Consider the following 16,822-nt stretch of genomic DNA (forward strand, 5'->3'; position numbering starts at 1 on the left):
TTTGGACGCAATGAATGACAATAATTTATCAATTGTTCTCATTATACCTGTTTTCCATATTTTTATCAAGATATTTTATGTTTTTTTCTGTGTCCAACCCGTAAATTTTTTCAAAAATCCCCTCTTGACATCTTGCATTTTGTGCATTTCCCCAAAACTGTTTTTTCTTCTCCCGTTCTCTCTTTGTTTTGTCTGCCCTCCCTCTCCTTTATATTTCCACCGCCATACGGCAGTTTTCCCTCATCTTCCCCACGAATTCTGTATATTTTTGAACAATCTTTTTTTTCATAAAGGAATTTAATAAAATCGTATCACATTTTTCACATTTTCGTGGTATACTAAACAGGAGTTTTTAAGGAGGGTTCGTTTATGTCTTTTGACAACCATGTAATTCAGTTAAACGATACGAAAGAAATGCCCATGCTTGGACTTGGGGTTTATAAAGCAACCGATGACGGAGAATTGAAACAGGCTGTCAGCTCTGCTGCAGCTTTGGGATACCGCTTAATCGACACAGCTTCTTTCTATAAGAACGAAGAGGGCGTTGGAAAAGCCATAAAAGCCCTGGACATTCCCCGTGAAGAATTATTCGTCACTACAAAAATCTGGAATACCGCACAGCGCATTGGAGATATCGAAGACAGTTTCAACCGGAGCCTGGAACGGCTGGGGCTGGACTATGTGGATTTATACATGATTCACTGGCCTGTACCCGGATGCTTCTGCGACACCTGGAAAACCATGGAAAAGCTCCAGGCTGCAGGAAAAATAAAATCTCTTGGTGTATCCAACTTTTCCATACAGGATTTAGAACTGTTAAAAACCGTTTCTGATGTGCTTCCTGCCGTAAACCAGATAGAATTTCACCCCCTGTTCAATCACCCGGAACTGCTTGCTTACTGTCAGACAAACGGTATCGCTATGCAGGCCTATGCCCCTTTAGCAAGAGGCGCCTATCTGCAGAGTCCTCTAATGCTGGAAATCGGCAAACGGTATCAGAAATCTCCGGCCCAGGTAGGTTTGCGCTGGCTCGTCCAGCAGGGAATCGCCGTTATCCCCAAATCTGTACATCCGGAACGTTTAAAAGAAAACAGCGAAATTTTCGATTTTTCTCTTTCTGAAGAAGAGATGACTGCTATCGCTGCCATGGATGCCGGTCAGAGAGTTGCCGGAATCCCCGAGGATATGGTTCCGTACATAAAATAAACTCTGCCCCGTCAAAGCACACACCAGGATTTCTTCCCATATGTGCTTTAACGGGGCAGAATTTTTATATTTCTATCCCTATTCCCAGGCGCTGTCCCAGGATTCTATTTTTTTATCTCTTACCATAAGTTCTCTCACTGCTTCTGCAGGATTTTTTCCCTCAAACAGCACTTTGTTTACCTGATGGATAATCGGCATTTCCACCTGGTACTTCTGGGAGAGTTCCAGCCCCGCCTTTGCAGAATAAACGCCTTCTACCACCATGTTTACTTCTGCCATGGCTTCTTCCATGGTCTTTCCCTGTCCCATGAGAAAACCGGCTTTCCGATTGCGGCTGTGGCGGCTGGCGCAGGTTACAATCAAATCCCCGATACCGGACAGCCCGTAAAAGGTATCGGCTCTGGCTCCCATGGCAATTCCCAGACGGGAAATTTCCGCAATCCCCCGGGTGATTAAAGCCGCCTTGGTATTGTCACCGTATCCCAGTCCATCTGCCGTTCCCGCTGCCAGGGCAATGACATTTTTCAGCGCTCCGCCCAGCTCAATACCCAGAATATCAGGACTGATGTATACCCGAAAAATAGGATTCATAAAAATATTCTGCAGATATTCTGCAATTTCCCATTTCTTTGCACCTACTACACAGGTGGTAGGCAATCCCCGGCTCACTTCTTCTGCGTGGCTGGGTCCGGAGAGAACGCAGGCCTGGGCACCGGGAATCTCTTCTTCTATCATATCCGTCAGCGTGGTGAGTGTATGGGCTTCAATGCCCTTTGCCACATTGACAATGAGTTGTCCCTGTTTGATATAAGGACACATGCGCCGCGCCGTACTCCGCACAGCTACAGAAGGCACAGCAAGCACCAGCACATCCCGGCCTGTCAAAGCCCTCTCAAAATCAGCAGTAATTTCCAGTTCTTCCGGAAGGGTGACTCCCGGGAGTTTTGCCTCATGCTCCCGCTTATTGGCAAGTTCTTCTGCCTGCTCCTGTCTGTGAGACCACAGAATCGTTTCATGACCATTTTGGGTCAGCAAGACAGCAAGGGCTGTCCCCCAGCTTCCTGCTCCAAGTACACTTACTTTTGCCAAAGCATTCACCTCTTTTTTCCAAGAAAAATTTTGTTTTCATTTCCGTGAAGCAGACGCACAATATTCTGTCTGTGTCTCCAGTATGCCAAAAGCATAAGTCCTGCCGCTACAACATACATTTCGTAAAGCGCCCTCTGCGTACAGTCATAAGTTCCCATCTGTCCAAACACAATCAAGGCAATGACAAATCCCAGATAGGCCAGCAGGGAGCCCAGGGACACATAATGGGTCAGGAAAAACGCACCGAAAAACAGCACCGCACAAACCAGAAACAGTCTCCAGTCAAGAGCCAGCAAAAGTCCCACAGAAGCCGCAATTCCTTTCCCCCCTTTAAAGTTCAGATAAAAAGGAAAGTTATGTCCCAGAATACAGCCAGCTCCCGCATACAGCTCCAGCAAAAGCAAATCACTGCCTCCGTGAGAGGCAAAAATCAGACGGATAATCCAGATAGCCGCTACACACTTTAGACAGTCTCCCAGAAGCGTCAGCGCCCCCGCCTTCTTTCCCAGTGTCCGAAGGGCATTGGTGCTTCCCGCATTGCCGCTGCCGTGTTCCCGGATATCAATCCCCTGCTTTTTTCCATAGATATAAGACGTCTGAAACAGTCCGCATACATATCCCACTGCCAGACAAATCATTCGCACCAACATTTCTTTTTATTCTCCTTCTTTGCGCTCGCGAATAATAAATTTCAGGGAAGTTCCTTTAAACCCAAAGGCTTCTCTGATTTTATTTTCCAGATATCTGGTATAAGAAAAATGCATTAATTCTTTGTCATTGACAAAAATAACAAAGGTCGGCGGTTTGACAGCTACCTGTGTGGTATAGAAGATTTTCAGGCGTTTCCCCTTGTCAGACGGCGGCTGCTGCATGGCAATAGCCTCAGTGACGATTTCGTTTAACACGCCTGTCTGAATTCGCAGCGTCTGGTTTTCCAGCACCATATCAATCGTCTCAAATAATTTTGGAATTCTCTGTCCCGTCTGGGCGGAAATAAACATAATTTCTGCATACGGCATATAGGAAAGAGTCTCCCGCACTTTATTTGTAAATTTATAGATGGTTTTGTCATTTTTCTCAATAGCATCCCACTTATTTACGGCAATGACTACACCTTTTCCCCTGTCATGGGCAATGCCGGCAATCTTCGCGTCCTGCTCTGTCACCCCCTCTGTAGCGTCTATCATCATAACCACCACATCGGCCCGTTCTACAGCAGTGACAGTACGGATAATGCTGTAACGCTCCAGTTCTTCCTTAATTTTGTTTTTCCGGCGAAGACCTGCCGTATCAATAAAAGTGTATTCTTTCCCATTGTACTCTACCAGGGTATCAATGGCATCTCTGGTAGTGCCGGCGATGTTGGAAACAATCACGCGGTCCTCTCCCAGAATTTTATTAATCAGGGAAGATTTTCCCACATTGGGTTTTCCCACTACGGCAATTTTCGGAATGTCGCTCTCCTCTTCCTCTCCTGCGTGTTCATCAAAATGGGCCACTACTTTTTCCAGCATATCTCCCAGCCCCAGCATGGAAGCTGCGGAAATCGGCACCGGTTCTCCAATACCCAGATTATAAAATTCATAAGTATCCATCATAAACTTCTGAAAACTGTCCACTTTGTTGACTACCAGCACTACAGGTTTATTGCTTCTTCTGAGCATGTCTGCCACCTTGGCGTCTGCATCTACCAGTCCCTGTTTTACATCTGTCATGAAAACAATCACATCTGCGGTGTCAATGGCAATCTGTGCCTGTTCCCGCATTTGAGATAGAATAACATCCTTGCTTTCCGGCTCAATACCACCGGTATCTATCATGGTAAAAGTCTTGTCCAGCCAGGTCACTTCTGCATAAATCCGGTCTCTGGTCACACCTGGGGTATCCTTTACAATAGAAATCCGCTCTCCTGCCAGTGCATTAAACAGCGTGGATTTTCCTACATTAGGTCTGCCAACAATTGCTACTATCGGTTTGCTCATACATTTGTCTCCTTTTCTGTGTTCTTTCTGTTTCCTGTTCCAAAACTGCGGCCACGAAATCTGCGCCGCTCTCTTCTACAATTTTTACAGGAACTCCCAATTCCTGCTCAATATCCCCTACGGTCTTATCATCCAGAAAAACCTCTTCCCCGCTTCTTAAAAGATTACAGGGCAGAAGCAGATACTCTCCCAGTTCTTTTCCCCTTAGCTGAGCCGTAATGTCCTGTCCCGTAAGAAGACCGGATACCGTAATTTTTTCTCCAAAAAAGTCATTTCGTATTTCATACCCTTTTATCTCCATTCCCGGATACTTTTTCTGAATCTCCCGGGCATACCGCGCGATATAAGGGTAAGCCAGACGTCCTGTGGCAAAAGAAACCGTTCTCTGCCGCCCGTCTCCGTCTCTGGCTTCCAGCGCCTCCTGCACTTCTTCCTCCAGAAGCCTAAGCATGCCCACACCGTTTTCCAGCTGCAGATACCCGTCATAGCGGTCTGCTTCCGGCAGTTCTCTTTCTGCCAGCAGATACCACTCATCACTGGCATGCACAAAGTGCAGCCCATACTGAGGGAAAAACTTCGTCTGCCACACTTCAATGGTATCTATCACCTGCTCTGCATCTTCTTTTGTGAAGGGCTCTAAAGGATAGAGTCCGTCTCTGTACTTACTCAGTCCCACAGGGACCACAGAAACGCTCTTTAAATGGGGCAGATATTTCGCAAGGTCCGAAATACTGCGCTCCAGTTCTTCCCCGTCATTTAAGCCCCTGCACAGAACAATCTGTCCATTCATTTCAATACCTGCTTCAAAAAGCCGCTGCACTTTTGGAAAAATATCTCCCGCAAAGCGATTGTGCAGCATTTTGCAGCGAAGCTGGGGATTGGTGGTTTGAAAAGAAATATTAATAGGAGCCAAATGATAGTGGATAATCCGGTCAATATCATGGTCGCTCATATTGGTCAGCGTCACATAATTTCCCTGAAGAAAAGACAGGCGGGAATCGTCATCTTTAAAATAGAGAGTTTCCCGCATACCCGGAGGCATCTGGTCAATAAAGCAGAACACACACTTGTTTCTGCAGGAACGGTATTCGTCCATCAGACTGTTTTCAAATTCCAGTCCCAAATCCTCCTCAAACTCTTTCTCTACTTCCAGCTCCCACTCTTCTCCGTCTGGTTTGCGCACCAGAAGTTCTATATATTCGTCATTTACCAGGTAATGGTAATCAAACACATCTTCTATTGTTTCCCCGTTAATGGAGAGCAGCTCATCTCCCGGCTGCAGTTCCAGTTCCCAGGCAATACTTCCTTCCTTTACCCGGCTGATTTTATGTCGGCAATCTTTCATTTTCTTCCTCCTGCAAATGCCCGTTATTTCTTATAATACCAACATTACAGAAAAAAAGCAATAAGTTTTCCTTGACGGTTGTACTTGTCGAATGTTATAACTTATTGTGTAATTGTGTTTTATTCTATCAAATTATGTTAAAAAACCGAAAATGGAGGTCACTATGGTTAATATCAGTTTGCTGGAAAAGTCCATTCCCGTAGCGCCTATTAAGATTGCCGCTTTGGAAAGCTGCTCTCATCTGGCTGCTCAGGTGGATGCTCATCTGGTACAGTTTCGTAAAGAATTAGATTCCCACAATCAGTCAGGTCTGAATTTCCGTGGGTATGCTGAGAACACCTTTTTAGTTGATTGCAAATGCCCGCGTTTTGGCTCTGGAGAAGCCAAGGGTGTGATGAATGAATCCATCCGCGGCGCGGATATGTTCGTTATGGTAGACGTGTGCAACCACAGCTTAACTTACAATATGTGCGGTCATGTAAACCACATGTCACCGGACGACCATTATCAGGATTTAAAGCGAATTATCGCTACGGCAGCAGGAAAAGCTCACCGCATTAATGTGATTATGCCTTTCCTGTATGAGAGCCGCCAGCACAAGAGAAGCAAAAGAGAATCTCTGGACTGTGCTTTAGCTCTGCAGGAACTGGTGGGTATGGGTGTATCCAACATCATCACTTTTGACGCCCATGATCCCCGTATGCAGAATGCGATTCCGCTGTCCGGTTTTGATAACTTTATGCCTACTTACCAGTTCTTAAAGACATTATGTGCTTCTATTGATGACTTTAAGATTGACAATGAACATCTGATGATTATCAGCCCGGATGAAGGCGCCATGCAAAGAGCCGTGTACTTCTCCAATATTCTGGGCGTGGATATGGGTATGTTCTACAAACGCCGGGACTACTCCACGGTAGTAAACGGCAGAAACCCCATTGTTGCTCATGAATTCCTGGGAGATTCTGTGGAGGGCAAAGACGTCATTGTCATCGACGATATGATTTCCTCCGGCGAAAGTATGTTAGACGTAGCCAAAAAGTTAAAAGACCGCAAGGCAAAACGCGTCATTGTATGCACAACTTTCGGATTGTTCACAGACGGTCTGGAAAAATTCGATGAGTATTATGAAAACGAATATATTTATCGTGTTATCACCACCAACTTGAACTACCGGAATCCGGAACTCTTAAAACGTCCGTATTATCTGGAAGCTGACATGAGCAAATATCTGGCAAGTATCATGGATATTTTAAACCATGACCTGTCTGTGGAAAAAGTCCGCAGCACTACTGATAAAATCAACCGTCTGTTAAACAGATATTAAAGTAAAAAAAGAAGGCCATCGGCCTTCTTTTTTTATGTATGATTTTAGTTTATCTGATAAACATCAGCAGAACCCCTTCCGAACTGCAAGGCTTCTTCATGACTGTTGAAGAAAATATCCACATGTCCGTATGGAACTCCCCTGTCCTCAACGGTATACACGTTGCCATTAATCAACAGCTTGGTTCCAAATGGAACACCGCCCATGGCAATCGTTCTTCCCTGTACCGGTGTAGTTCCACTGGCTGTCAGTCCGCTGGAATGACCTCCGCACTTCTCACAGTTACAGTAACCTGTCAGTGTAAATTTCCCCAGATATTTTCCCTGGGAATTGTCCTGCTGGGACTCATTCTGACTGTCTTCCTGCTGGACAGGCGGTGTAGTGCTTTCCTCCTGCTGCGACTGGGAATTCTGATTCTGGCTGTTATCCTGAGATTCCGGCGCGCTTGGCTGTGCTGTCTCTTGTGAGACGCCGGAATTATTCTGGGATGAAGCAGAATTCTGTTCCTGTTTTTCAGCCAGAATCTGTGCAGCCTCTTCATCTTTTTGCTGCTTAATCAGATTATCAATGGTATTTTTCTGACTTTCGATTTTGCTGAGCAGTGCTTTCGCACTGGTCTGTTCTGCGGAAATCTGGCTTTCGTAGGTTTCAATCTGACCTCTGGTGCTTTTTACCACGGCTGTAATTTCATCCTGCTTGTCCAGGCTTTCCTGTTTCAGGGTTTCCAGTTCTTCCTGTTCCTTTTTAATGCTCTCTTCTTTTTCCTTGATTTCTTCTGTGGTTTCTTTGTACTCTTCCAGCATCTTGCGGTCATACTTTGTCATTTCCGTCATATTTTCCGCCTGACTTAAAAAGTCTGTAAAGCTGTCAGCTTCCAACAAAAGTGTCATATAGGAATTGTCTGAGTTTTCATACATGTACTGGATACGAAGCTTCATGCTGTCATACTGCTCTTTTTCTTTTTCCTGAGCCTTTGCCAGTTCCTTCTCGAGCTTTTCCAGTTCTGTCTGTTTCTCCTCTGACTGAGTCTGAATCTCCTGTAAATTCTCCCCTAATTCACTAAGCTGTTGATTCAACTCTTTCAAGTACCCTTCTAAATCGTTTTTCTTGGATTCCAAGCTATCGATTCTCCCCTGGGCATTGTCTAACTGTTTCTGGTTTTCCTGCTGCGTATTCTGTGCTGCTGAAATCTTTTTCTGAGTAGCAGAACCGTAACAAGGGGCCGCAACCAGGCTGGTCGCTAACAGACCCAAAAGCAGGCTTGTACTTGTTTTTTTCTTCATATAATCAAAGCTCCTTTTCACTAACGAAACTGATTATAACACAAAAATTCAAAAAAGAACAGCATTTTTTTAACTTTTCGTAACATTTATGTAATACTACTTTATCTGTCCTGTAAATTTTATGCACTTCTCCTATTGATTTTTTATTCCGAGAAAGGCGCAGAGGTTTCCTCTTTTCCCCTTACTGGCCCGATGGGAAAACAGCAATTCGGGATTGCAGCAGGTGCAAAGGTCAGGAAAACTCAGATTTCGGGGACGTATCCCTGCCTCTGTCAGCACAAGTTCATTGGCACGCCACAGATTCAGCTGGTATTTTCCATTCTCTTTTTTGTAAATCAGGGTTTTGTCCTCCCGGTAAGGAGCAAATTCTGCCAGGAACTGTTCCGCTACATCCCCGCTGACCTCATAACATTTCTGACAGATGGAAGGGCCTATGGCCGCATACACGCTTTCCGGGTTGGTGCCGTACTGCTTCTCCATAACCTCCAGCGTCCTCGCTCCCATACGGCCTACGGTACCCCTCCATCCGGAATGAGACAGCCCTACGGCGCGGTTTACCGGGTCTATGAAAAACAAAGGAACACAGTCCGCATAAAAAGTAGCCAGCGTCACTCCCGGCACATTCGTAACCAGCCCGTCTACCTCTTGATAATCTTTTGGCCTTGTCACCCCTTTTCCCCGGTCTTCCTCCGTTACCACTCGTACCCTGGTGGTATGGGTCTGGTCTGCGCATACAATGCTGTCCGCAGAAAAGCCAATGGCTTCTGCTATTCTCCGGTAATTCTCTCTCACATCCTCTTCCTTGTCTCCTCTGGTAAAACTAAGGTTCATAGAGGCATAAATCCCTTTGCTTACCCCTCCCTTTCTGGTAGAAAAGCCATGATAAAATCCCGGCAGTTCCGAAAAAGCCGGATAAGACAAAAAAAGGACACCATTTTTTTCTTGTAATTCCATACTTCTATCCTCTGAATTCAAATGCATTTTTTATGAGTGTTGTCCCTGTGGGCGTTATCCCCACCACATCAAAGCGGCAGGGTGTCTCTGTCCCATATCCGTGTCTGGCGAGATAATACAGGGCGGTTCTGGATATCCGCTGCTGTTTCCGAAAATCCACTGCAGAGAGGCTGTCTCCCCATCTGGCTGTACCGCGGTATTTCACTTCCACAAAGCACAGATAACAGCCCTCTTTGGCTACAATGTCAATTTCTCCCTGCCTGCAGCTAAAATTCCGGCACAAAATCCGGTATCCCTGGTCTTTCAAGTAGCGGACAGCCTCTTCTTCATACTGAAATCCCAGCTCTCTTTTGGAGCCGTTCTCTTTTTCTCCTGTCATTCTTGTTCTCCCAGCACATTATGGATAAAAGAACGCCTGTGAATAGGGGTGGGACCGTATTTTTGAATGGCTTCTATATGTGCTTGGGAACCATAGCCCTTATTAGAGGCAAAACCATACTGGGGCATGATTTTATCATATTCCCGCATAAGCCGGTCTCTGGTAACCTTTGCCACAATACTGGCCGCTGCTATGGAAATGCTTTTTGCGTCTCCCTTGATAATGGGCACCTGGGGAATGTCAATTCCGGGAATGGTCACCGCGTCGTTTAAGAGAATCTGGGGCTTTACAGGCAGCTTGGAGACAGCTTCCCGCATGGCCTCGTAGGTTGCCTGAAGAATATTGATTTCGTCAATTCTGGCAGGCGAAGCATATCCCACTTCTGCAGCTACCGCCTTCTCCAGAATCTCTTCATACAGTTCTTCTCTTTTCTTCTCCGACAGTTGTTTGGAATCATTGATATAGAGAATCCGGCAGTCCCTGGGCAAAATAACTGCGCCTGCCACCACAGGACCTGCAAAAGGCCCTCTTCCCACTTCGTCAATACCGCAGATATATCCCAGATGACCGTACTGTTCTTCATACGCTCTCATAGCTTCTATACGCTGTTTTTCCCGCTCCAGACGCTCCAGACGTTTCTTCGCCTGCTGCAGAAGGCTCTGAACCCCTTTCCGTCCGTCTTCCTGATAAAGAGCGCAAAGCGCCGGAAGTTCCTCCTCCGGCGCTCTTTTCAGTTCTTCTTTTATTTCCTGAATACTTTTCATTTCCTGTTTCCCCTCTACTGCTCTGGTCTTTCCAAAGTGATTCTTCCGATTTTTCCGTTTCGGAATTCTTCCAGAAATATGTTGGCAGCTTTTAAATAGTCCAGTTCATTTCCCTTCTGAATACACTTCCGGTTCTCCGCAATCTGTGTCAGCATAGATAAACGGTCATCGGATTCTGTCAGTTCATATCTCTTCTCCAAAAGCCCTTTGTAAAATTCATGAAGGCATCCGAGAAGCTCCAGCGAAAGTTCTTCCAGATTCAAAATTTCATCCTTTATAGAGCCCACCATAGCCAGCTTGGCACCTACGCTCTGGTCTTCAAACTTGGGCCAGAGAATTCCGGGCGTATCCAGAAGCTCCACATTTTTATTAATGCGAATCCACTGTTTTCCTTTGGTAACTCCCGGTTTATTTCCGGTTTTTGTGCAGGCCTTTCCTGCAAAGGCATTGATAAACGTAGATTTTCCCACGTTTGGAATTCCCACTACCATAGCCCGGACAGGACGGTTTTTAATTCCTCGTTTCCGGTCTCTCTCCAGCTTTTCCTGACAGGATTCCATAATCGCAGGCAGAACGTTTTTAATGCCTGCACCGCTTTTTGCATTGAGTTTTACCGTGTAATAGCCCTTCTCCTGAAAATACTGAGCCCACTTTTCATTTTCTCTTTCGTCCGCTAAATCCGCCTTATTTAAAAGTATGAGTCTGGCCTTATTTTTCCCCAGCTCATCGATATCAGGATTCCTGCTGGAACGAGGAATTCTGGCATCTACCACCTCAATAATCAAATCTATCAGCTTAATATTTTCCTGCATCATACGTTTGGCCTTTGTCATATGGCCGGGATACCATTGATAATTCATACTTATCCTCTCTTTTCTGTCAGTCTTTTAAAAATCCCATAGAATCAAAGGGCGAAATCCGAAACCAGAGTTTCCCTAAGATATATTTTTTCTTTACGTTTTTCACTTCTGCAAAACGGCTGTCCTCGCTGTTATTCCGGTTATCTCCCAGGACGAAATATTCATCCTTTTTCAGCGTCACCCCTTCATCAGCCAGACCGGCATTGCTGATCTGCGACAATTCCTTACTTTCCTCATACAGCTTTCCGTCAATATATACCTGTCCGTCTTTAATCTGTATGGTTTCTCCAGGAAGACCAATCACTCTTTTGATGTGCACTGCCGCATTATCCTTGCCATCCTTGGTAAAAGCAATCACATCTCCCCTTTTGGGGTCTCCCAGCTTATAGACCACCTTGTTGATGAAAAACCGCTCACCGGTCTGGAAGGTTGGCTCCATACTGCTTTCCTGCATACTGATACTCTGGAAAAAGAAAATCGCCACTACAGCCGCAAGAGCAAGGGCCACTGCAATCTGAAACACCCAGCCGAACACCCGGCGTCCCGTTTCGCTTCTGATAAATTCCAGCGCCAAATCTTTTTGTTCTTCTATATTGATATTTTTTTTCTTTCTTTTTCTGCTCAATCCTGTCACCCCGTCCCCGCATAAATTCATCCGCATGATGAACAAACAGAGGGTGCCACTACTGCAACACCCTCTGTCATGCTTACGTTATTATTTTACTAATTCTTTAACCTTAGCTGCTTTACCTACACGCTGTCTTAAGTAGTTCAGTTTCGCACGTCTTACTTTACCGCGTCTGATAACTTCTACTTTTTCTACGTTAGGGGAATGTAATGGCCATGTTTTTTCAACGCCGATTCCGTTGGAAGTTTTTCTTACTGTGAATGTTTCACGGTTGCTTCCGCCCTGTTTCTTTAATACAACACCTTCAAAAATCTGGATTCTTTCACGGTTTCCTTCTTTGATTTTTCCGTGAACTCTTACAGTGTCACCTACGTTGAATTCCGGTGCTTCAGCTTTCATCTGAGCAGCTTCGATGTTTTTAATAATTTCGTTCATGATTTTTCTCCTTTTATCCTGGATGTTCTTAATGCAATCAGCAGCAGAGGACCATCTCTTTTTACAACAGGTTTGATTATACTATGCCTGTCTGCTGTTGTCAAGGTTTTTTCCTTGCTGAATTTTTTTACAGGAAATACTCCACTTCTCTCGGCGCAGCATAATTGCTTTCCAGATAGTCCCGCACCTGACCGGCCTCAAAAGTTCTGGCACCTGTGGGACAGACCTTTGTACACCGCATACAGTTTAAACACTTGTCCGGCCGGATCTCCAGCGTTTCCATGGAAATGGCGTTTACCGGACATTTCTGCACGCAGGCCTGACAGCCCGTACACGCTTCCCGCGCAAAGCTTTTTTCCACTGGTTTCATAGCTTTGGGCTCAGGTTTTGGATTTCCCGGTACGTCTGTTTCCAAAAGCACACTATTTTCCGCTTCTTCCAGCTTTTTTTTCACAGCAACGGCAAACTTCCGGAAGATTTCCAGGTCTTTGTCATCCGGTCTTCCCATTCCCAGCTTCGCTGAATAAATGTGCGGAATCACCGGAGCTATGGCGCCAATACAAACAAACCCCTGTCTTGTGAGAATTTCCTTCATCTGAGCCAGTGTATCCTCGTAATGGCGGTTGCCATACGCAGCTGCCAGAATACAGGGCGTCCTGTTTCCCTGCAGAGAAGAGAAAATACCACTCTCTACCTGAGGCAATTGTCCTCCGTATACCGGAGCCGCAGCCACCAGAAGCTCCTGCTCTTTAAATACATGCTTCTGTTTTCGGAATTTCCTTCTGGTCAAGTCCAGATACGCCGGATTCTGGGTCAGACAGCTCATAAGCAGTTCTGTGGCCCTTTTCGTACCCTCTGTGGGACTGAAATATGCCGCTGTCACAGGTCTGTTTTTAGAAAGCAGGTCCGGACGGCGCTCTTTTGTTCTTTTGACAGACTGCTTAAGCCTCCACGCCTCAATTTTGCTGTGGTCGCCTGTAAGAAGCACTTTGGGCACCTTTTTCCCATTCCACTCTTCCGGGCGGGTATAGTGTGGATATTCCAACAGATTGTCCTGCATGGACTCAAACTGAGAGGATTCCTCATTGTTCAACACACCGGGTACAAAACGGGAAATAGCGTCAATCATAACAGCGGCCGCCAGTTCTCCCCCGGTCAGCACATAATCCCCGATGGACACATAATCTGTCACCACTTCCTCCAGTACCCGCTCATCAATCCCCTCGTAATGACCGCAGAGGAAAATCAGCTCTTCCTCCATAGCCAGTTCCTCTACCATGGTCTGGCGGAATACCTGTCCCTGAGGCGTCAGGTAAATACATCTGGGCTTTTTTCCCTGCCGGGCTGCCTGGGATTCTTTTCGCACAGATTCATAAGCTCTGAAAACCGGTTCGGCCTGCATAACCATACCGGCGCCTCCGCCATAGGGATAATCATCGACCCGCATGTGTTTGTTATCAGCAAAATCCCGGATATTTACCGTATGAAGAGAAATTTTTCCGCTTTTTAAGGCCCTCCCCGTAATGCTGGTATTTACGGTATTTTCAATCATTTCCGGAAACAGCGTCAATACATGATACTTCATGATTTCCCTCCTAGCACAGTCCTTTCAGCAGATGAATAATCATTTTATTCTGCTCTACGTCTACTTCTTTGACACAGTCTTTGATAGCAGGAACCAGTACCTCTTTTTTATCTGTGGTGTGAATCACATACACATCATTGGCCCCGGTCTCCATGACATCTTTTAAAGTACCGAAAAGAGAGCCGTCCTCCAGAAATACGTCCATATCTATTAAGTCTGCAATATAATATTCATTTTCTTCCAAAGGTACGGCAAAATCTCTGGTGACATAAAGACTTTTTCCCTTGTAAGGCTCAATATCGTTAATATTGTCCACATCACGGAATTTCAAAATAACAAATTGTTTGAAATACTTCACCCGCTGGATTTCCAGTTCACACAGTTCTTTTCCTGTATCCAGAAGCACACTTTCCAGATAGTCAAATCTGTGGGCGTCGTCTGTGGTGGGGTATACTTTTACCTCTCCGCGAATACCGTGGGTTGTGGTAATCACGCCTACCTGCAATAAATCTTCCATCTATATTATATACTCCTCTTTCTCCCGGTCTTTGGGCCCGGTATGATAAAAAAGGGGCTGTCACACTGCTGTTCATGCGACAACCCCTTTCATGATTGTTATTACTGTAAAATATCTACGACAACCTTTTTCTCACCTTTGGAAGACGCGGCCTTTACCACAGTACGGATAGCTTTGGCAATGCGGCCCTGGCGGCCAATTACTTTCCCCATATCCGCAGGGGCAACCTTGAGTTCCAAAAGGATAGCGTCGTTTTCTTCTGTTTCTGTCACAACGACTTCTTCAGGAGAATCTACGAGAGATTTTGCAATTACTTCTACTAATTCTTTCATTACAAATTACCTCCCGGATTATTTTTCGATACCAGCCAGTTTGAAGATTTTAGCAACAACCTCTGTTGGCTGAGCACCGTTTGCAAGCCATTTTTTAGCTGCTTCTTCGTCTACTTTGTATACGCTTGGTTCCTGAGTTGGGTCATATGTTCCAATCTCTTCGATGAATCTTCCATCTCTTGGGGATTTGGAATCTGCAACAATGATTCTATAGAAAGGAGCTTTCTTCTGTCCCATTCTTCTTAATCTGATTTTTACTGCCATTTCTTTTCACCTCCTGGTTTTTTCATAAAGTTTCATATATGTTAAAAGGGAAGTTTGAATTTTCCTCTTTTACCACCTTTGCCGCCCATCAGTCCGGGCATCTGTTTCATCATTTTCTTGGCCTGTTCAAACTGTTTGACCATACGGTTGACTTCCGCCACATCCACACCTGCGCCTTTGGCAATCCGGTTCTTTCTGGAAGGGCTTAAAATTTCGGGATGAGAACGTTCTTTTGGGGTCATGGACAGAATAATCGCTTCTTTTCTCGCCATATCCTTTTCATCTACCATGCTGTCAATGTCCTTAATCTGGGAACCCACACCCGGAAGCATATTCAGTACACTGGACAAACCGCCCATGTTTTTCATCTGGTTCATGCTTTCCAGATAGTCGTCAAATCCGAAAGAATTTTTGCGGAACTTCTGCTCCATTTCTTTGGCTTTCTCTTCATCCAGATTGGCCTGTGCCTTTTCAATCAGGCTCATGACATCCCCCATCCCTAAAATACGGGACGCCATACGGTCGGGATAAAACTGTTCCAAATCGGACAGCTTCTCGCCCATACCCACATATAAAATCGGCTTTCCGCTGATGGCCTTAATGGAAAGCGCCGCACCGCCTCGGGTGTCACCATCCATCTTTGTCAAAATGACTCCGTCGATTCCAACTTTTTCTCCAAAGGTCTCTGCCACATTTACCGCATCCTGTCCGGTCATGGCATCTACCACCAGAATGGTCTGGTCTACGTCAATGGCTTCTTTGATTTGGGCAAGTTCCTTCATCATATCTTCATCAATGTGAAGACGTCCTGCCGTATCCAGAATCAGCACATTATACTTCTCATTTTTTGCATGCTCATAAGCTGCTTTTGCAATGTCCACCGGGCTGTTTTTATCTCCCATGGCGAAGACTTCCACACCCTGTTTTTCTCCGTTTACCTGCAGCTGTTTGATTGCAGCCGGACGATAGACGTCGCAGGCAGCCAGGAGAGGCTTTCTTCCTTTGGACTTCAGCTTTCCTGCCAGCTTTGCAGTGGTTGTAGTCTTACCGGCACCCTGAAGTCCCACCATCATCAAAACGGTCACTTCATTGCCGGGCTTTAAGGCAATCTCTGTTGTTTCACTTCCCATTAAGCGGACAAGCTCTTCATTTACAATCTTAATGACCATCTGACCCGGATTCAGACCAGACATAACGTCCTGTCCGATAGCACGCTCCTGCACAGCCTTCATAAACTGCTTTACTACCTTGAAGCTGACGTCCGCTTCCAAAAGCGCCATCTTTACTTCTTTTAAGGCAGCCTTTACATCGGCTTCGGTCAAACGTCCTTTTTTTCTTAAATTCTTAAATACATTCTGAAGTTTGTCTGTTAAGCTCTCAAATGCCATCTGTTATAACTCCTCTAAGATTTCCTGAGAAATACTTTCCACCTGGGAAACCAGTTCCTGTCTGCTAAGATTTTCACATTCTCTGCTCAGCTTGTGAATACGATGGACCTTTTTTTTAATATTCACAAACTTTTCTACCAGATGCAGCTTTGCTTCGTAATCCTGCAAAGCCTTGTTGCAGCGCTTGATATTATCATGCACGCCCTGCCGGCTGATACCCAGCTCGTCGGCCACTTCACTTAAGGAGTAGTCATTTAAAACCACATCTTCGTAGATTCTTCTCTGGTGAGCTGTCAACAACTCTCCGTAGAAATCATACAGCAAAGTCTGTTCTACAAATTTTTCCATTCGTAATCACCTTGGTTATCATACAACAGGATTCTACGGCTGTCAAGTATTTTTTCTTGACAATTTTATATTCTCTATTTTTTCCTTGCACACAACTCCCTCATATGTTTATATAGTAACAGAACACAATTTTTAC

19 protein-coding genes are annotated in these 16,822 nt (G+C 45.3%); 2 read left to right on the plus strand and 17 right to left on the minus strand.

Annotation, left to right across the window (positions count from 1 at the left end; genetic code table 11):
- Positions 1 to 369 precede the first annotated feature (369 nt).
- Entirely contained in the window at positions 370 to 1,206 is an 837-nt protein-coding gene (locus WBS51_RS08720) for an aldo/keto reductase (protein ID WP_291683346.1), read from the plus strand.
- A gap of 78 nt (positions 1,207 to 1,284) precedes the next feature.
- Here the strand turns inward: WBS51_RS08720 and WBS51_RS08725 are convergent, their stop codons facing one another.
- Genes WBS51_RS08725 through WBS51_RS08740 form a run of 4 tightly spaced genes read right to left on the minus strand, consistent with a single transcriptional unit; the run spans position 1,285 to position 5,622 of the window.
- Positions 1,285 to 2,295, minus strand: a complete 1,011-nt coding sequence (locus WBS51_RS08725; protein WP_291683347.1) for an NAD(P)H-dependent glycerol-3-phosphate dehydrogenase — start codon at positions 2,293 to 2,295, stop codon at positions 1,285 to 1,287.
- A 5-nt stretch (positions 2,296 to 2,300) separates the two neighbouring features.
- A complete protein-coding gene (gene plsY / locus WBS51_RS08730; RefSeq protein ID WP_173749470.1) occupies positions 2,301 to 2,945 on the minus strand; it encodes a glycerol-3-phosphate 1-O-acyltransferase PlsY in 645 nt (214 codons plus the stop codon).
- A 6-nt stretch (positions 2,946 to 2,951) separates the two neighbouring features.
- A complete protein-coding gene (der, locus tag WBS51_RS08735; RefSeq protein WP_173749471.1) occupies positions 2,952 to 4,277 on the minus strand; it encodes a ribosome biogenesis GTPase Der in 1,326 nt (441 codons plus the stop codon).
- Entirely contained in the window at positions 4,240 to 5,622 is a 1,383-nt protein-coding gene (locus tag WBS51_RS08740) for a DUF512 domain-containing protein (protein ID WP_291683348.1), read from the minus strand. The genes der and WBS51_RS08740 overlap by 38 nt, the downstream gene beginning before the upstream one ends.
- 163 nt (positions 5,623 to 5,785) lie before the next feature.
- Here WBS51_RS08740 and WBS51_RS08745 point away from each other — a divergent pair, with 163 nt between their 5' ends.
- Positions 5,786 to 6,949, plus strand: a complete 1,164-nt coding sequence (locus WBS51_RS08745) for a ribose-phosphate pyrophosphokinase (RefSeq protein ID WP_173749473.1) — start codon at positions 5,786 to 5,788, stop codon at positions 6,947 to 6,949.
- A gap of 44 nt (positions 6,950 to 6,993) precedes the next feature.
- Here the strand turns inward: WBS51_RS08745 and WBS51_RS08750 are convergent, their stop codons facing one another.
- The 13 genes from WBS51_RS08750 to ylxM all read right to left on the minus strand — a co-directional run bounded on the left by WBS51_RS08750 (position 6,994) and on the right by ylxM (position 16,686).
- Positions 6,994 to 8,232: a PcsB-like coiled-coil domain-containing protein gene (locus WBS51_RS08750; protein WP_291683349.1), complete on the minus strand. Its 1,239-nt coding sequence runs from the start codon at positions 8,230 to 8,232 to the stop codon at positions 6,994 to 6,996.
- 132 nt (positions 8,233 to 8,364) lie between these two features.
- On the minus strand, positions 8,365 to 9,186 hold the full coding sequence (gene pgeF / locus WBS51_RS08755; protein WP_173749475.1) for a peptidoglycan editing factor PgeF: 822 nt from the start codon (positions 9,184 to 9,186) through the stop codon (positions 8,365 to 8,367).
- 4 nt (positions 9,187 to 9,190) lie between these two features.
- The gene (locus tag WBS51_RS08760; RefSeq protein WP_173749476.1) at positions 9,191 to 9,565 is read right to left on the minus strand and encodes a YraN family protein; all 375 of its coding nucleotides are present in this window, start codon (positions 9,563 to 9,565) and stop codon (positions 9,191 to 9,193) included.
- The gene (locus WBS51_RS08765; RefSeq protein WP_173749477.1) at positions 9,562 to 10,329 is read right to left on the minus strand and encodes a ribonuclease HII; all 768 of its coding nucleotides are present in this window, start codon (positions 10,327 to 10,329) and stop codon (positions 9,562 to 9,564) included. Before WBS51_RS08765 ends, WBS51_RS08760 begins: the two co-directional genes overlap by 4 nt.
- Before the next feature lie 14 nt (positions 10,330 to 10,343).
- Positions 10,344 to 11,189 carry a ribosome biogenesis GTPase YlqF gene (gene ylqF, locus WBS51_RS08770; RefSeq protein ID WP_173749478.1) on the minus strand — a complete coding sequence of 282 codons (846 nt, stop codon included), beginning with the start codon at positions 11,187 to 11,189 and terminating at the stop codon, positions 10,344 to 10,346.
- Positions 11,190 to 11,208: 19 nt separating this feature from the next.
- The gene (gene lepB / locus WBS51_RS08775; protein WP_302702770.1) at positions 11,209 to 11,850 is read right to left on the minus strand and encodes a signal peptidase I; all 642 of its coding nucleotides are present in this window, start codon (positions 11,848 to 11,850) and stop codon (positions 11,209 to 11,211) included.
- 54 nt (positions 11,851 to 11,904) lie between these two features.
- Positions 11,905 to 12,252 (minus strand): 50S ribosomal protein L19, encoded by a 348-nt coding sequence (gene rplS / locus WBS51_RS08780; RefSeq protein ID WP_111919885.1) that lies wholly within the window; start codon positions 12,250 to 12,252, stop codon positions 11,905 to 11,907.
- Positions 12,253 to 12,379: 127 nt separating this feature from the next.
- Complete coding sequence (trmD, locus tag WBS51_RS08785) at positions 12,380 to 13,837, minus strand: tRNA (guanosine(37)-N1)-methyltransferase TrmD (RefSeq protein WP_291683351.1); 1,458 nt, start codon at positions 13,835 to 13,837, stop codon at positions 12,380 to 12,382.
- 10 nt (positions 13,838 to 13,847) lie between these two features.
- Positions 13,848 to 14,354, minus strand: coding sequence for a ribosome maturation factor RimM (rimM, locus tag WBS51_RS08790; RefSeq protein WP_173749481.1), 507 nt, complete (start codon positions 14,352 to 14,354; stop codon positions 13,848 to 13,850).
- Between the two features lie 101 nt (positions 14,355 to 14,455).
- Positions 14,456 to 14,686 carry a KH domain-containing protein gene (locus tag WBS51_RS08795; RefSeq protein WP_173749482.1) on the minus strand — a complete coding sequence of 77 codons (231 nt, stop codon included), beginning with the start codon at positions 14,684 to 14,686 and terminating at the stop codon, positions 14,456 to 14,458.
- Positions 14,687 to 14,704: 18 nt separating this feature from the next.
- Complete coding sequence (gene rpsP, locus WBS51_RS08800) at positions 14,705 to 14,950, minus strand: 30S ribosomal protein S16 (protein ID WP_111919888.1); 246 nt, start codon at positions 14,948 to 14,950, stop codon at positions 14,705 to 14,707.
- A 41-nt stretch (positions 14,951 to 14,991) separates the two neighbouring features.
- Positions 14,992 to 16,338: a signal recognition particle protein gene (gene ffh, locus WBS51_RS08805; protein WP_173749483.1), complete on the minus strand. Its 1,347-nt coding sequence runs from the start codon at positions 16,336 to 16,338 to the stop codon at positions 14,992 to 14,994.
- A gap of 3 nt (positions 16,339 to 16,341) precedes the next feature.
- A complete protein-coding gene (gene ylxM, locus WBS51_RS08810; protein WP_173749484.1) occupies positions 16,342 to 16,686 on the minus strand; it encodes a YlxM family DNA-binding protein in 345 nt (114 codons plus the stop codon).
- Positions 16,687 to 16,822: the final 136 nt, after the last annotated feature.

The organism is Blautia acetica (genome assembly GCF_038739805.1).
In the GTDB taxonomy this organism is placed as follows: Bacteria; Bacillota; Clostridia; order Lachnospirales; family Lachnospiraceae; genus Blautia.

Bases quoted from the DNA above. Each gene is read 5' to 3' on its own strand.
- WBS51_RS08720 (WP_291683346.1), top strand. From the start codon at position 370: ATGTCTTTTGACAACCATGTAATTCAGTTAAACGATACGAAAGAAATG.
- plsY (WP_173749470.1), bottom strand. From the start codon at position 2,945: ATGTTGGTGCGAATGATTTGTCTGGCAGTGGGATATGTATGCGGACTG.
- der (WP_173749471.1), bottom strand. From the start codon at position 4,277: ATGAGCAAACCGATAGTAGCAATTGTTGGCAGACCTAATGTAGGAAAA.
- WBS51_RS08740 (WP_291683348.1), bottom strand. From the start codon at position 5,622: ATGAAAGATTGCCGACATAAAATCAGCCGGGTAAAGGAAGGAAGTATT.
- WBS51_RS08745 (WP_173749473.1), top strand. From the start codon at position 5,786: ATGGTTAATATCAGTTTGCTGGAAAAGTCCATTCCCGTAGCGCCTATT.
- WBS51_RS08750 (WP_291683349.1), bottom strand. From the start codon at position 8,232: ATGAAGAAAAAAACAAGTACAAGCCTGCTTTTGGGTCTGTTAGCGACC.
- pgeF (WP_173749475.1), bottom strand. From the start codon at position 9,186: ATGGAATTACAAGAAAAAAATGGTGTCCTTTTTTTGTCTTATCCGGCT.
- WBS51_RS08760 (WP_173749476.1), bottom strand. From the start codon at position 9,565: ATGACAGGAGAAAAAGAGAACGGCTCCAAAAGAGAGCTGGGATTTCAG.
- WBS51_RS08765 (WP_173749477.1), bottom strand. From the start codon at position 10,329: ATGAAAAGTATTCAGGAAATAAAAGAAGAACTGAAAAGAGCGCCGGAG.
- ylqF (WP_173749478.1), bottom strand. From the start codon at position 11,189: ATGAATTATCAATGGTATCCCGGCCATATGACAAAGGCCAAACGTATG.
- lepB (WP_302702770.1), bottom strand. From the start codon at position 11,850: ATGCGGATGAATTTATGCGGGGACGGGGTGACAGGATTGAGCAGAAAA.
- rplS (WP_111919885.1), bottom strand. From the start codon at position 12,252: ATGAACGAAATTATTAAAAACATCGAAGCTGCTCAGATGAAAGCTGAA.
- trmD (WP_291683351.1), bottom strand. From the start codon at position 13,837: ATGAAGTATCATGTATTGACGCTGTTTCCGGAAATGATTGAAAATACC.
- rimM (WP_173749481.1), bottom strand. From the start codon at position 14,354: ATGGAAGATTTATTGCAGGTAGGCGTGATTACCACAACCCACGGTATT.
- WBS51_RS08795 (WP_173749482.1), bottom strand. From the start codon at position 14,686: ATGAAAGAATTAGTAGAAGTAATTGCAAAATCTCTCGTAGATTCTCCT.
- rpsP (WP_111919888.1), bottom strand. From the start codon at position 14,950: ATGGCAGTAAAAATCAGATTAAGAAGAATGGGACAGAAGAAAGCTCCT.
- ffh (WP_173749483.1), bottom strand. From the start codon at position 16,338: ATGGCATTTGAGAGCTTAACAGACAAACTTCAGAATGTATTTAAGAAT.
- ylxM (WP_173749484.1), bottom strand. From the start codon at position 16,686: ATGGAAAAATTTGTAGAACAGACTTTGCTGTATGATTTCTACGGAGAG.